This window comes from Synechococcus sp. BA-124 BA4 (assembly GCF_034931165.1).
Genome location: NZ_JAYGIA010000119.1, coordinates 1 through 12,818, shown reverse-complemented (window position 1 = coordinate 12,818; position 12,818 = coordinate 1). Strand labels below are relative to the sequence as shown.

The 12,818-nt window shown below is 66.2% G+C and carries 16 protein-coding genes and 2 pseudogenes; 7 read left to right on the top strand and 11 right to left on the bottom strand.

The annotated features are described in order from the left end of the window. The first annotated feature begins 290 nt into the window (after positions 1 to 290). A complete protein-coding gene (locus VB734_RS14265; protein WP_197161875.1) occupies positions 291 to 1,325 on the top strand; it encodes an IS5 family transposase in 1,035 nt (344 codons plus the stop codon). Positions 1,326 to 1,348: 23 nt separating this feature from the next. On the opposite strand, the gene VB734_RS14260 is transcribed toward VB734_RS14265, so the two are convergent. The 3 genes from VB734_RS14260 to VB734_RS14250 are packed head-to-tail and all read right to left on the bottom strand — an operon-like array spanning position 1,349 to position 3,398. Then, the gene (locus VB734_RS14260; protein WP_322781487.1) at positions 1,349 to 2,215 is read right to left on the bottom strand and encodes a hypothetical protein; all 867 of its coding nucleotides are present in this window, start codon (positions 2,213 to 2,215) and stop codon (positions 1,349 to 1,351) included. A gap of 2 nt (positions 2,216 to 2,217) precedes the next feature. Beyond that, positions 2,218 to 2,928 carry a putative 2OG-Fe(II) oxygenase gene (locus VB734_RS14255; protein ID WP_197166906.1) on the bottom strand — a complete coding sequence of 237 codons (711 nt, stop codon included), beginning with the start codon at positions 2,926 to 2,928 and terminating at the stop codon, positions 2,218 to 2,220. Positions 2,929 to 2,984: 56 nt separating this feature from the next. Continuing rightward, positions 2,985 to 3,398 (bottom strand): hypothetical protein, encoded by a 414-nt coding sequence (locus VB734_RS14250; RefSeq protein ID WP_197164474.1) that lies wholly within the window; start codon positions 3,396 to 3,398, stop codon positions 2,985 to 2,987. Positions 3,399 to 3,894: 496 nt separating this feature from the next. Here VB734_RS14250 and VB734_RS14245 point away from each other — a divergent pair, with 496 nt between their 5' ends. Continuing rightward, positions 3,895 to 4,533, top strand: a complete 639-nt coding sequence (locus tag VB734_RS14245; protein ID WP_322781488.1) for a hypothetical protein — start codon at positions 3,895 to 3,897, stop codon at positions 4,531 to 4,533. Continuing rightward, positions 4,434 to 5,028: pseudogene (locus VB734_RS14240) on the top strand (HAD-IC family P-type ATPase). Before VB734_RS14245 ends, VB734_RS14240 begins: the two are co-directional and overlap by 100 nt. A 210-nt stretch (positions 5,029 to 5,238) precedes the next feature. Here the strand turns inward: VB734_RS14240 and VB734_RS14235 are convergent. Then, entirely contained in the window at positions 5,239 to 5,757 is a 519-nt protein-coding gene (locus tag VB734_RS14235; protein ID WP_322781489.1) for a phycocyanin subunit beta, read from the bottom strand. A 110-nt stretch (positions 5,758 to 5,867) separates the two neighbouring features. Between VB734_RS14235 and VB734_RS14230 the strand changes: the two genes are divergently transcribed. From VB734_RS14230 to VB734_RS14220, 3 genes are read left to right on the top strand one after another with little or no spacing between them, the layout of a single operon-like run. After that, the gene (locus tag VB734_RS14230; protein ID WP_370594564.1) at positions 5,868 to 7,121 is read left to right on the top strand and encodes a glutathione S-transferase family protein; all 1,254 of its coding nucleotides are present in this window, start codon (positions 5,868 to 5,870) and stop codon (positions 7,119 to 7,121) included. Next, positions 7,118 to 7,774: a DedA family protein gene (locus tag VB734_RS14225; protein WP_197164479.1), complete on the top strand. Its 657-nt coding sequence runs from the start codon at positions 7,118 to 7,120 to the stop codon at positions 7,772 to 7,774. Before VB734_RS14230 ends, VB734_RS14225 begins: the two co-directional genes overlap by 4 nt. Next, positions 7,771 to 8,352, top strand: a complete 582-nt coding sequence (locus VB734_RS14220) for a DUF2808 domain-containing protein (protein WP_322781490.1) — start codon at positions 7,771 to 7,773, stop codon at positions 8,350 to 8,352. The genes VB734_RS14225 and VB734_RS14220 overlap by 4 nt, the downstream gene beginning before the upstream one ends. On the opposite strand, the gene VB734_RS14215 is transcribed toward VB734_RS14220, so the two are convergent. Beyond that, positions 8,331 to 8,810, bottom strand: coding sequence for a VOC family protein (locus VB734_RS14215; RefSeq protein WP_197164483.1), 480 nt, complete (start codon positions 8,808 to 8,810; stop codon positions 8,331 to 8,333). The genes VB734_RS14220 and VB734_RS14215 overlap by 22 nt on opposite strands. A 224-nt stretch (positions 8,811 to 9,034) precedes the next feature. Beyond that, on the bottom strand, positions 9,035 to 9,466 hold the full coding sequence (locus tag VB734_RS14210) for a hypothetical protein (RefSeq protein WP_197164485.1): 432 nt from the start codon (positions 9,464 to 9,466) through the stop codon (positions 9,035 to 9,037). A 224-nt stretch (positions 9,467 to 9,690) separates the two neighbouring features. On the opposite strand from VB734_RS14210, the gene VB734_RS14205 reads away from it, so the two are divergent. After that, complete coding sequence (locus VB734_RS14205) at positions 9,691 to 10,389, top strand: BMC domain-containing protein (RefSeq protein ID WP_197164487.1); 699 nt, start codon at positions 9,691 to 9,693, stop codon at positions 10,387 to 10,389. A gap of 36 nt (positions 10,390 to 10,425) precedes the next feature. Here VB734_RS14205 and rdgB read toward each other — a convergent pair whose 3' ends face one another. The 5 genes and pseudogenes from rdgB to VB734_RS14180 form a co-directional block, all read right to left on the bottom strand. Then, positions 10,426 to 11,028 carry an RdgB/HAM1 family non-canonical purine NTP pyrophosphatase gene (gene rdgB, locus VB734_RS14200; RefSeq protein ID WP_197164495.1) on the bottom strand — a complete coding sequence of 201 codons (603 nt, stop codon included), beginning with the start codon at positions 11,026 to 11,028 and terminating at the stop codon, positions 10,426 to 10,428. Between the two features lie 6 nt (positions 11,029 to 11,034). Beyond that, complete coding sequence (locus VB734_RS14195) at positions 11,035 to 11,424, bottom strand: hypothetical protein (RefSeq protein WP_197164497.1); 390 nt, start codon at positions 11,422 to 11,424, stop codon at positions 11,035 to 11,037. Between the two features lie 57 nt (positions 11,425 to 11,481). Continuing rightward, positions 11,482 to 12,180, bottom strand: coding sequence for an SDR family NAD(P)-dependent oxidoreductase (locus tag VB734_RS14190; protein ID WP_197164499.1), 699 nt, complete (start codon positions 12,178 to 12,180; stop codon positions 11,482 to 11,484). Continuing rightward, positions 12,181 to 12,390, bottom strand: coding sequence for an acetyltransferase (locus VB734_RS14185; protein WP_197166907.1), 210 nt, complete (start codon positions 12,388 to 12,390; stop codon positions 12,181 to 12,183). It lies immediately after the preceding gene. Between the two features lie 56 nt (positions 12,391 to 12,446). Next, positions 12,447 to 12,818, bottom strand: a pseudogene (locus tag VB734_RS14180) (NCS2 family permease); the annotation flags it as partial.

Below are 12,818 nucleotides of genomic sequence, written 5' to 3'. Positions count from 1 at the left end.
TGCCCACCCCTTGCAACGCCAGCCGCTGGGCCAGCCGCCTGAGGTGCGCGGCCCACCCCGGCTACGCCGGGGTGGGGGTGCCGGGGGAATTACACCACTGCCGGGGACGCCAGCCATCAGATACCACTTGGGCGGCAGGATATAACCCGGAGTTGTGGCAAAACTACGGTAAAAGTCCGGTGTGAAGAACTCACCGACTGGTGCTTTGAAGGGCACCTCGAAAAATCGTAAGACCGCTTGATAACGTCCGGATTTAGATTATACTAGGCCATACCGATTACATACTTTCTATGGGCCAGCGAGGTTTCTGGGACGAACAACAAAGAGTTGCAAAGCTCCAAGAGAAGAAGCCGGTTCTGATCCGTCTCGCAGAATCGATTCCCTGGGAATCTTTCCGCCCTTTGCTTGACAAGGGCTATAGCCAGGAGCGCAAAAGCAATGCTGGACGCAAGAGAATCGACCCACTGATTCTTTTCAAGATGCTGGTGCTCCAGCAGCTATTTAATTTAAGTGATGAAGAGATCGAATTCCAAGTAAATGACCGTCGCTCCTTCGAGGGGTTTGTTGGTCTTGGGGTGATGAATGACATACCAGATGCCACCACAGTCGCCTTCTTCAGAGAGCGACTGCGCAAGGCGGGAGTTATCGAGGAACTCTTTGAGATGTTTGAGGAATACCTGCGCTCTCAGGGTCTCCAAGCCCGGGGTGGTCAGATCATTGACGCGACTCTCGTCCCTGTTCCCAAGCAACGCAATACCCGCGAGGAGAACAAGGAAATCAAAGCCGGAAGGCTGCCAGAGGGCTGGGATGAAAACCTAGACCGCTTGCAGCAAAAGGATTTAGACGCTCGCTGGACACAAAAGAACGGCCTCAGTTACTACGGTTACAAGAACAGTATTTGCATCGATGTCGACCATGGATTCATACGCCGATATGCTGTCACTCCTGCCAATATCCACGACAGCCAGATGCTTCCACTTCTGCTTGATCCAGAAAACGAGCATGACTATGTCTGGGCAGACTCAGCATATTCCGGCGAATGCTTTGATGCTCTTCTGAGTCTCGGTGGCTTCGAAAGCCTGATCCACGAAAAAGGCGCTCGCAATCATCCGCTTAGCGACGCAGCCAAGGAATTAAATCGTCTTAAGTCGTCGATCAGAGCTTGTGTCGAGCATGTCTTTGGCTGCATGACCATGTCCATGGGTGGAAAGCTGACAAGAAAGATTGGGCTAGAAAGGAACGAGGCTTGGTGGGGTCTCAAGAACCTAACATTTAATTTACTGCGCTATCTCCAGCGCTCTGCCCACGTAGTAGTGGTTGCATGAGTCACTCATAGAAGTGATACGGTTCAGTGAAACTCGTCAATAGTTGATATAATGCTTTCTTGCGTAGCCGCCTCCATGGCGGCATTTTTATGTCCGCAAGATTTCCTATTTGTGCTGATTATTCGAGGTGCCCTGAAGTCTTTGATCTTCTCGTAGAGAGAGGGGATCTCGGCAATCGTCTCTGCAGAGAAGTAGTAGTTGTGAGGATCAACCGAACCTGCGATCTGATCGGTCAGGGCAATCGAGGTTCCCGGAATCCGCCAGTAGCCGGCACCGTTGGACTGGCGCTCCGACAGCCGCACCATCGCATCACGATCAGGAATCTGGAACAGGTCCGGTGCATGGATGAAGCTGTAATCCAGCAGCTTCTTGAGTTTCAACGCATATTCCATCGCCAGGTCGCTGCGGATGCTCTGGGGCAAGGCCTGAACATCCAGCGCCGTGATGGCCTCCTGGAGATAGTCGTTGGCTTCCCGGGCACGCTCGAGGGTGGAGGCCGACCAGAACAGGCCAGGCTCGGCCGTGGGGTCGGCCACCAGGTCCTGAAGCATGTCGTAGACCTTGGCCATCACGACATAGAAATTCAGCAGGGTGTCCTGCGGGCTCTCGCCCACCACCTGAGCAATGGGAGCCTCGTGCCAGCGCTGGGAGGTTCGCAGCAGGTCGCCGTGGAAGGGCTGGCTCTCGATCGCGATCGTGTGGGTGACCAGGCGCTGAGTGCCCGCCCTGCCATCGAGTCCCTGACGCCCAACCGCCAGCCCGTCTGAGGCGAACAACACCGGCAGGAGCAGCGCCACCAGGAAGGCCAGCAGCCGGAGTCCGGGCCGTGCCGTCCGCTGTCCCCTGGGGATCAGGAGGGCCAGGGATGGCCTGAGCCAAGAGCCGGTCACGTTCAGGAGAAGCCGCCGGGCTTGGGCCGGCGGCTCGAGAGCGAAAGATTCACGTTGGCGTTGGACGTGGCCGCGGGGGGACGCAGCGCAGCCGGCTGCGGCACGGCGATCACGTTGAACGCCAGGGACCAGCGTTCCCCCTCCCCCCTGAACGGCGGCACCGAATGGGGCTGCCAGGCGGGAAACACATAGAAATCACCCGGCACTGGATGGGCGTAGTGGACCATGCCGGTGTGGAAGCTCTGGATGTGCCACTCCTCCGGGCCATGGAAGCAGAGCTGGCCGTCGAAGCTGTCCGGACGGATCTGGGCTGGCACCTTCAGGAACACCACCCCGGAGAAGCTGCCCCCATGGGTGTGGACCGGGTTGTAATCGCCGGCTCTCTGGGCATTCAGCCAGACATCCACCAGCTGCAGGCCGTAGCGTCCGGGAAGCCAGGGCCCGCGGCCCTGGGGGGGCTGCCGCTCGATCACATGGCGGATCCAGTGGTCACAGCCCGGCAGGATCACCGTGCTGGCCAGGCTGGTCACAGCCGGGTGCTGGGGAGCCAGCTCCCGCTGCTGATCCAGCTGACCGGCCAGCTTGACCGAGGCATCCGGGGAGGTGTCCGGATCGGCAAGCACCTGGCCCGCCAGGGTGATCAGCTGGGTGAGCAGAGCGTCCGGCAGGTGCCCCTTGAGCACATAGCGGGGAAACAGGCTCAGCATCTCCATCGAGGGGGCGTCCTGCAAACCCGTTCCAGCAGAGGGCTTTCAGCCTAAGGGACCCCTCAGAGCGCTTCGTAGCGCACATTGAGATTGAGCTTGCCAGGAGCGAGCGCCGTGGCCTGAAGCACCAGCACGGCGGTCTTGCCGGCAGGGGTGCCGTCGACGCTGATGCCAGCCGGTGGATCGAAGACCAGATTCAAGCCCCACGGGCCCGAAACGGTGTTGATGGTGCGCTCGCTGTAACCCTGGCTGGTGAGGGACGTGCGCAGCTTGGCGAGCAGGCCCTCGGGTGTGCCGCCCAGCTGGCCGTTGAGGCTGATCTGACCCACGGCATTGGCGGCGAACAGGCTGGGCAGACCGCTTGGGACCGGCAGCTTCAGTCCCTTGAGCAGGGACGCGGCCGGTGCGGCGAACGCCGCGGTGGCGGAGAGAACCACCGCAGCGGTGGCCGTGAGCAGGGTGCGCAGAACGGTCAAGCGATGTGGCGCGGCTGCGCTCAACCTAGGGCGGATGGATCGGGGCAACCTGCGCTTGTGCACTGGGCGGCCTGGCGTGACGGGCGCTGGGGATGCTGCCAGCTGAGCCAGCCCGATCCGCTCAGGCAGAGCGTCATCAGCACCCCGGCGATGAGCCACCAGGGCGGACGTGGCGAAGGGTGGCGGGGAAGGTGGAATGGCACGGGCCAACGATGGCGTTGACCTGTGGCTCAGGTGTGTTCCGGGTGGCCACAGCTGTGGCCGGATGTGACTGACACCGAACCGAGCCTGAGCAGAAAGGCCCTGGTTGTCCAGGGCTTTTTGCTGCACCGTTCCCGTGCTGCGGGGAACTGCGGAAACAGCCCTTCGCTCGCCGGTGCCATTTGAGTCTTGCGCTTTTTTGCTCTGAACTGGGGTGCGGTCCGTCACCTGATCCGGCGAGAGCGCGCCGCGGGAGGGCTGGGTAAGGTCCGGACGACAGCTCCCAGCCTCCGCCGTGCTGATCTCTCCCGCCCATCCGATCAGGTCGCTGCCCCTCGATCTGGTGGCTGCGGCCCTCCAGAGCCGACCGGAGGGACTGACGAGCCGCGAAGCCGCCCAACGCCTGGAGCGTTTCACCCACCTGCTGGTCCACATGATGGCGCTGCTGCTGTGGGCTGCGGGCGCGATGGCCTTCGCGGCCCGCACGCCGGCGCTGGGCTGGGCGATCTGGAGCGTGATCCTGATCAATACCCTCTTTGCCTTCTGGCAGAACCGCCCCGCCGAGGGGCTGGTGCCGGGCGATCACCTGCAGCTGGAGGAGGGGGATCAGGTGCCCGCCGACTGCCGCCTGATCGCGGCCAGTCAGCTCTACCTCGACCTGTCGGTGCTCACCGGCGAATCGCTGCCCGTCTCCCGGCAGCCCGACTCCCAGGAACGCCGGCCAGTGCTGCCTCTGCGCTCCGGCAGGGTCCTCAGCCGGCACGGGGAGCAGCCCCAGGAGGAGCGAGTGCACCCGAGCGAGCGGGCCAACCTGCTGCCAGAGCCGGCACCAGCGTGGCCGCCGGCCGGGGCGAGGCGGTGGTGTACGCCACCGGCTCCGAAACGGAATTCGGCCAGGTGGCTCGGCTCACCGCAGGAACCCATCGCTCCGTGAGCACCCTCGAGCGGCAGGTGAGCCGGTCTGCTGGCCTTCGCCGCCAGCCTGTTCTTCGTGGGACTCGATCTGCGCGAGAGCCTCGTGTTCGCGATCGGCATCATCGTGGCCAACGTGCCGGAGGGTCTGCTGCCCACGGTCACCCTGGCTCTCGCCCTCTCGGTGCAGCGCATGGCGCGGCATAACATGCTGGTGCGGTGCCTCTCAGCGGTGGAAACCCTGGGGGCCGTCGCCGTGATCTGCACCGACAAGACCGGCACGCTCACGTGCAACCGCATGGTGGTGGAGAGCCTCTGGCTGCCCGGCGCAGGCGCCCTGCCAGAGGAGGCGGCCACCGATCACCCCAGCGCCCGGCTGTTGCTGCTGGCGGCCGCCGGTGCCGGTCTGGAGCTGAGCACACTGCCGACGCGGCTGCCGCTGCAGCGGGAGATTCCGTTCGACTCGAAGCGGCGGCTGATGACCGTTCTGCTCGACTGGACCGAGGAGGAGGGCTGACCGGAGCCGGTGACCCTGATGGCCATCACCAAGGGCGCTCCCCTCGCACTGCTGCTGGCGGAGGAGGCCCGCAAGGTCCGGCGGAGACGGGAACGGCAGCTGGATTGAACGCCGCCGGGGCACGAAGCCCGACGAGACGGAGCGTGGAAGGAACCAGAGGACAGAGGCGCCACCCACGCTTCGCTGAGCCGCTGCAGCCGTTGCGGCGGCTCAGCCGACGGCGGCGGCAGCACGATCGAAGTAGGTGCCGATCTCGGAGGCGAGGGCGGAGCAGTCACCGGGGGTGATGCCGTTGCGGTCGTTGACGAGAGCCATGGCGGCGTCCTTCATCTTGCGGACCCCTTCAGCCACGGAAGCGCCGGGGACGCCGAGGGCGAGATAGGTTTCACGCAGGCCGTTGAGGCAGCGATCCTCCAGGACGGAAGCATCGCCGGTGAAGATGGCGTAGGTGACGTAGCGGAGGATGATCTCCATGTCGCGCAGGCAGGCAGCCATGCGGCGATGGGTGTAGGCGTTGCCGCCGGGGGCGATCAGGGCCGGCTGCTGATCGAACAGATCGCGGGCCGCGTTGGTGACGATCTTGGAGGCGTTGGAGGTGATGCGGTTGACGGCATCCATCCGCTTGTTGCCGCCGGAGACGATCGCGCCGAGGGCATCGAGCTGAGCGGAGCTGAGGAACTCGCCGCGGGCATCAGCCTGAGCAACAACTTTGGTGAAAGCGTCGAACATGGAGGGGAAAGCGTCCAGGTCAAACGCTAGGAATCAGGGCCACCACAGCGCGAGAGGCCGGTCGTCAGGCTCCTAGCCTGGCTTCAATGGCTGGAAACGGGTGGTCCGGTGTGATCGAAACGACTGAGCCGCTGGGCTGGGAGGAGCTGGCGGCGCTGGCCCCGGCCGAACCCGACCGGGTCAACGGCCCTGCCAACGCCCAGGCCCTGCTGCGACTCTTCGGGGCCAGCGAAGAGGAGGTGAGGGTCACCCTCTTCCGCGACCACCATGCCTGGTGCCCCTACTGCCAGAAGGTGTGGCTGTGGCTGGAGGAGAAGCAGATCCCCTACCGGATCCGCAAGGTCACGATGTTCTGCTACGGGGAGAAGGAACGCTGGTTCCGCCAGCTGGTGCCCTCCGGCATGCTGCCGGCCCTTCAGCTCGATGGCCGGCTGATCACCGAGAGCGACGACATCCTTCTGGCCCTGGAGCGAGCCTTCGGTCCCCTGAACCGCGGCATGACCGACCCGGCGGTGCTGCCCTTGCGCCAACTGGAGCGGCTGCTGTTCCGCGCCTGGTGCCAGTGGCTGTGCAGCCCCGGATTAAGCCCGGCCCAGGAGGAGCGCGCCGCCGCTCAGTTCGATCGGGTGGCCGCGGCGGTGGATGAGGTCCTGAGCTCCAGCCCCGGCCCCTATCTGCTGGAGACGTTCAGCAGCGCCGATGTGGTGATCACTCCCTACATCGAGCGCATGAGTGCCAGCCTCTTCTATTACAAGGGCTATCCCCTGCGCTCCCGTCACCCCGCCATCGCGGCCTGGTTCGAGGCGATGGAAACCCGTCCCACCTACCTGGGCACCCAGAGCGACTTCCACACCCATGCCCACGACCTCCCGCCCCAGATGGGTGGCTGCCACGACTGGGTCACACCGGAACAGCAAGCCGCCCAGCGGCGCGTGGATGAAGGGCCCTGGCCCGTGGCCAGCCCGGATCCGGAAACCTCCCAGCCGGAGCCTGAGGGATCAGCTCTGGTCGCCCTGGCGCGAGTGCTGAAGCACCGCCAGACGATCGCAGCGGTCAACCCCGACGAACCGGAGCGCTTTGACCGGGCCCTGCGTTGCGCCCTGAGCACCCTGGTGGGTTCATCTCTGCCCCAGCCACCGGCAGGATCCGCCCCGGGCCTGCGCTATCTGCGCGATCGCATCAGTGTGCCCCGCGACATGCCTCTGCACGCCGCCCGTCGGCTGCGCCAGGCCCTCGGAGCCGCCATCGGGGCGGCCGAGGGCCCGAAGGAGGCCATGTCGGCTCTGCCTCGGCAGCACCGCCGCGACCAGGATCCCAGACCATTCCTCGGACTGGATCGCGCCCCGGCAGCGATCACCCCATGAGCACACCATGGAGTGACCTGATCAGCCTGGAGCAACTGCAGAAGCTCCTCGCCCACTGGGGTTACCTGGTGGTGTTCCTGGCGATGCTGCTGGAGAATGCAGGCCTGCCCCTGCCGGGTGAAACGCTCACGCTGCTGGGGGGCTACGCCGCCGGCAGCGGTCAGCTCAACCTGCTGGGTGTGATCACAGCCGCCACCGGCGGAGCCGTGCTGGGTGACAACCTGGGCTATCTGGTGGGGCGTCGGGCCGGCTGGGGTCTGGTGCAGCGCGCTGGTGCCCTGCTGGGCCAGAAACCCGAGCAAGTCGAGAAACTCCGTCAACGGTTCCTGCGCCATGCTGAGCTCTCGGTGCTGCTGGGACGCTTCGTGGCGGTTCTGAGGGTGTTGGCCGGACCCATGGCAGGCGCCGTGGCAATGCCCTACCGCCGTTTCGTCGTGTGCAACCTGCTGGGGGCGATGCTCTGGGCCAGCTCCATGGTCAGCCTGGCCTGGCTGGGGGGCCGCTGGATCCCTATGGAGCGGATGCTTCGGGGTGTGGTCGAGTTCGGCCTGGGTGCGCTGGTGCTGGTGGTGGTGATCCTGGTGCTGCCGAAGCTGCTCTCACGCTGGGAGAAGCGCTGGATCGAGCCGTCCTCAGCCGTTGACCCGCCATGAATCACCATCGCCTCAACAGCACGCGACTGCTCGCGCCCCTGGCCGCCATCGGCTTGAGCCTGATGATCACAGGGACAGGCCTGGTGGCACCTGCTGCGGCCATGGGCGATGAGCAGGCCGGCCAGACCCAGTTCCTGCGTGCCCCCTGGAAACTGCGCTGGCGCACCTACTACTCGACCGTCTTTTATCGCGGCGGCGAGTACTACGTCACGATCGAGATGCCCGAGGAGGCCGGTGCGGGGCTGGGGGCGCTCGAGATCCGTCAGATCTCGGGAGCCGACTGGCGCTTCTCCTTCGACGACTCCCGCACCCGCGCCTTCCTGGGCCAGCCCAGGCGGGAAGGCCCGCCGGTGCCGGTCCAGGCCAGCTTCAACGACGCCAGTCGGCTGTTTCGCATCACCTTCCCGTCGCCGCCCGCTCCAGGGCAGACCGTGACAGTGGCGCTGCGGCCCTGGAGCAACCCTTCCAGCGCCGATGTCTATCAGTTTTCGGTGGTGGCCTTCCCGGCCGGGCCGAATCCCGTTGCCCAGCAGGTCGGCATTGCCAGGATGTCGATCTACCCGCCGGTGGATTTCTGATCACCGCCGCCTGGGGGGAGCTGCCGGTGCCGCTCACCCACCTGTTGACAGGACTCCAGTCCGGTGATCGCCTCGGGGTTGCTGTAGTGCTTGAACTCCAGCCAATTGCCCGAGGGATCGATCAGAAACAGACTGCGGTGCTCGAGGGGGGTGCCTGAAAAACGCAGGCGCGGCTCACCCTCCAGCCGCAGGCCCTGAGCGCGGGCCCGCTGCTCGAGGGCGTCCAGCTCCTCGGAACTGGCGAACACCAGACCGAAATGGCGGGGGTAGATGCCCTTCTGGGTCTGGGGCTCCCCAGGCTCCAGATGGGCCACCAACTGATGACCGCCCAGCTCGAGCACAAGAGCCTCGGCGCTGCGGCGGCCGCGCCGGCAACCCAGACCCTGCACGTACCAGTGTTCGGTGGCCTCCAGGTCGACAACGGGGAAGGCCAGATGAAACAGGGGCGCGGACGACATCGCGACGGGGGCGCGGACGGGCAGAACCAGTGTGGCGCCCACAGAAAAGCCCCCGGTGAACACGCGGGGGCTTTTCCGGAGCCAGCCATGCAACCTGGGGGGGCGCAGGCGGCTCAGGGGCCGACGGGGTGGAGGGGTCGCCGGTCATTCCATAGCTAGCCCTGCTGACTCAGGCCAAGCCAGCGCCGGAGACCAAACGCAACACGCCGGGGCCGCAGGAGAGCTCAGAGGCGGCGACGGAAACCATCGCTGAATCCCACCGAGGGAGTGGAGCGCTCATCACTCGAACGGCTGAGCTGCCAGACATTGCGGCTCAGGCGCTGGGCGGTGAGGCCGGCCCGGCGCACCACGGCGGTGCCGGGCCGGGCCCCCAGCAGCAGGGTCACCTCCTGGGTGGTGAGAGGAGCGCCGGTCTGGACGGCCAGGGAGATCGCCTCGAGACGGCCCTTCAGAGTCGACACGGTGGCGGATCCCTCGACTTCCGCATCGAGTTCGAGCAGAGGCAGCTCGGCGCCCGTGCTGGCCATGCCGCGCATCAGACCCAGTCCCACCACGGCCAGGGCCTGCTCGGGTTTGACACCCTGCTCGATCGCACCGCTGATCCACTCGGAGAAGGTGGTGGTGGGGTTCACCGTGCTGCTGGATTTCGGAGCCACGGCGGTGATTCTCAAGGGTCTTGAGGCGAAGGTATCGGCTGTGCCGGTGCGCGCAAGGGGCTGGCCTCGTTTCAGCAGGAAACCGGAAGGGGCCGAAGGGTAGGATCCCCCTGCTTCCTCGAGAACCCAGTCCCCTGGGGATTCGGCCGGCTCGTTCAGGCCGGCTCTTTCAGGCCATCGCGCCACCCATCCCACAGGTCTGCTTGATGCCCCGTTCGTCACGGATGGATTCCCGCCCGCCGAACGATTCAGGCCGAGGTCGTCAGGTTCGCCTCACAGGCAGCCACAGCCCCGCGGTGCAACCGCGTCAGGCCATCGAGCTGCGCGCCTACGTCTTTCTCGACTCATTGCAGCCCCAGCTGGCCGCCTACATGGGCACGGTGTCGCAGGGCTTCCTGCCCATTCCCGGCGATGCCTGCCTCTGGCTGGAGGTGGCGCCGGGCATGGCCGTGCACCGCCTCACCGACATCGCCCTCAAGGCCAGCACCGTTCGCCTCGGCCAGAAAGTGGTGGAGCGGGCCTTCGGGAGCCTCGCCCTGTACCACCGGGATCAGAGCAGCGTGCTGCTCTCCGGCCAGGCCGTGGTGGACGCGATGGGCACCACGGTGGAACGGCGTGGCCGCTGCGAAGTCACCTGGGACGAGATCATCCGGGCGATCACCCCCGACCATGCGGTGCTGATCAACCGTCAGAACCGGCGCGGCTCGATGATCCAGGCCGGCATGAGCATGTTCATCCTCGAGACCGAACCGGCCGGCTACGTGCTGATCGCCGCCAACGAGGCCGAGAAGTCGTCGAACATCACCGTGGTCGATGTCAAGGCCGTGGGTGCCTACGGGCGGCTCACCCTGGCGGGCCGGGAGGGCGACATCGACGAAGCCGCCGCCGCCGCCATGCGGGCGATCGAGATCATCAACCGCTGACGATCTCACACTCCCTCGGGAGACGGAGAAGAACGTTCAGGGCCGGCCGTTCACGTTCAGCCCCAGCACCCGCGGCAGAGCCACCGCCAGGGTGCGCAGAGCCTTGGCGCGGCTGCCGAGCTTCTCCAGCTGATGGGGAGGTAGTTCAGCGAGGGTGCAGCCCGCTTCGCGCACATGCAGCAGACGATTATAGCCGTAGCCGGGGGCGGCCACGGGCTGGCGCAGGATCTCCCCCCGGCAGATCCCCTCCGCCTCGAGCACGGTGGTGCCGCCTGGGTCGGCCAGGGCCAGGGCACTGATCAGGGCCGCGCTGCGGTAGGGGGTGTCCCCCAGTTCCTTGAGCAGACGGGCCATGCGCTGCTCATCGCCCTGGGCATAGCGGGCCGAGTACACGCCTGGGGCACCGTCAAGGGCATCCACCGCCAGGCCCGAGTCATCGGCCAGAGCCCAGTGGCCGGTGATCCGGGCCACGGTCTCCGCCTTGAGCCGTGCGTTCTCGGCAAAGGTGCTGCCGGTTTCCTCCACCTCCAGTCCCTCGGGCTGCGGCATCACCACGAGATCCAGCGAGGCCAGCATCGCCTCCATCTCGTGGATCTTGTGGCGGTTGCCGCTGGCGATCACCAGCACGGGCCTGGGCATGGCCGCTCAGCCCTGGGCGGCCAGAGGCCGGGAGCCCTGCCTGGGCACGGGGCCATCACGGTCGGAGCGGAAAATCAGCTCCAGATCGCCGGCATGCTCGGGCAGCAGGGAGATCAGCGCGGCCAGGGCCTGCAGGGTCTGGGGCGCGCCCTTGATCATCGTTTCGGAGCTCATCAGCACCACATCCAGCTCGGGGCCATCGGCCTGGGGCTGAACATCAGCGAACAGCTGAACCACCATCCCCTGGGGAGGAACGCGCATCACACCACTGAGGTGGGACGGACCCTGATGGTCGAATTCGGCATTCAGACGCTGCAGGGCAGGCATCAGCTTCGGGATCAGTTCATGGCCCGCCGCAGGCCCCCGGGGCTTGAGCACGATGATCAGACGAGCCATCTCCGCCGCTGCGTTCGAGGCCCGCATCCTTGCGCAGCGCCGCCCCCCAGGGGGGGCTCACCACTCCCGCTGACAGCTGATGGCCAGCTCGAAGGGCACGGCACTGGCCGGCAGCGCCAGCAGGAGGCTCACCTGGGCGGCCAGATCCTCCGGCTGGGTCATCTCCTGGCGCGGGATGGCCTGCACCGCCGCCGCCATCTCGGTGTTCACCCAGCTCGGGCAGATCGCCGTGACCCGGATGCCCGCGTCCCAGCCCTCCTGGCGCATGCAGTCGCAGAGGGCCATCAGGGCGAACTTGCTGGTGGCATAAGCCGCCAGCCCCCCCCTCACACGCTTACCGCTCATCGAGACGAGCGTGATGATCCGGCCCCGGCCGCTGCGGACCAGCCAGGGCCACGCCGAACGGGTGAGCCACCAGGGGCCCATCAGGTTCACCGCCCAGATCCGCTCCGGCTCCGCCGCCTCTTCTGCACCGAACAGCAGTCCGGCCCGGGAGAACACCCCGGCGCAGTGGATCAGCCCGTCGATCGAGCAAAAACGTCCGGCCGTGGCCGCCACCCAGGCCTCGGCGCTGGCCGGCTGGGTGGCCTCGTAGGGGTGCACAAGCACCTGAGGCGAGGGCTCCAGCGAGGTGCCCTCCAGGGCCTGGGGGGTACGCACCCCCAGGCTGAGGCAGTGGCCTTCGGCCGCCAGGACGGTGGCGATCGCCCGGCCGATGCCACGGCTGGCGCCACTGATCAGCAGGGTGCGAGGCATTCAGCCCTGGTGGTAGGCCGGATCGAGCCAGCAGCGGGGCATCGCTTCATCGGAGGGGAACACCAGGTCGGTCTTGCTGAACGACTGCGGTTCCTGCATCTCCTCACCAGCGTGGAAGCGCCCGCTCAGGCAAGAGGCGAAGGGGTCCATCAATTGCTTGACGTCGAGCACCTCCACCAAGCTGCCGTCGGGGCGGTATTTCAGGAACATGGGGCCCTCCAAGGGATCAGTCTCCGCTGTAGATCCGCGCCGGGCTCTCTGGAGCATCAGCGTGGTGGAGCGTCACCGACTGGGTGGGGACCACGGCGGGAGCGCCGCTGCGCCCAGGCCGCCGCCGCGAACACCGCCGCCATCACCAGATAGCCGAGAGCCCAGTCGGCACCGGTGCCCCAGCCCAGATTCAGGACGGTGTCGGCGGGCGTGAAACGCCAGGCGTGGATCAGCCCGAACCAGGAGCCGGCAGCCGCCAGGAGCCCGCAGGCCGAGGCCGCCAGGAAGCGCTGCTCGATCACGTACACCAGCAGAGCTGAGAGCAACATCGCCGCCACGATCTGCCCCTGCTCGAGGGCGAAGGCTCCCGCCGCCCAGACGTCGGCCTGCTGCAGCGGCAGCAGCAGCGCGGGCCCGAAGGGTGGCCC

What these genes read in the sequence shown, in the direction of transcription:
- rdgB (WP_197164495.1), bottom strand. Translation starts at nt 11,028, where the DNA reads ATGCCCAGGCCCGTGCTGGTGATCGCCAGCGGCAACCGCCACAAGATC.
- VB734_RS14265 (WP_197161875.1), top strand. Translation starts at nt 291, where the DNA reads ATGGGCCAGCGAGGTTTCTGGGACGAACAACAAAGAGTTGCAAAGCTC.
- VB734_RS14185 (WP_197166907.1), bottom strand. Translation starts at nt 12,390, where the DNA reads ATGTTCCTGAAATACCGCCCCGACGGCAGCTTGGTGGAGGTGCTCGAC.
- VB734_RS14225 (WP_197164479.1), top strand. Translation starts at nt 7,118, where the DNA reads ATGAGCACACCATGGAGTGACCTGATCAGCCTGGAGCAACTGCAGAAG.
- VB734_RS14235 (WP_322781489.1), bottom strand. Translation starts at nt 5,757, where the DNA reads ATGTTCGACGCTTTCACCAAAGTTGTTGCTCAGGCTGATGCCCGCGGC.
- VB734_RS14190 (WP_197164499.1), bottom strand. Translation starts at nt 12,180, where the DNA reads ATGCCTCGCACCCTGCTGATCAGTGGCGCCAGCCGTGGCATCGGCCGG.
- VB734_RS14220 (WP_322781490.1), top strand. Translation starts at nt 7,771, where the DNA reads ATGAATCACCATCGCCTCAACAGCACGCGACTGCTCGCGCCCCTGGCC.
- VB734_RS14255 (WP_197166906.1), bottom strand. Translation starts at nt 2,928, where the DNA reads ATGGAGATGCTGAGCCTGTTTCCCCGCTATGTGCTCAAGGGGCACCTG.
- VB734_RS14215 (WP_197164483.1), bottom strand. Translation starts at nt 8,810, where the DNA reads ATGTCGTCCGCGCCCCTGTTTCATCTGGCCTTCCCCGTTGTCGACCTG.
- VB734_RS14195 (WP_197164497.1), bottom strand. Translation starts at nt 11,424, where the DNA reads ATGGCTCGTCTGATCATCGTGCTCAAGCCCCGGGGGCCTGCGGCGGGC.
- VB734_RS14205 (WP_197164487.1), top strand. Translation starts at nt 9,691, where the DNA reads ATGGATTCCCGCCCGCCGAACGATTCAGGCCGAGGTCGTCAGGTTCGC.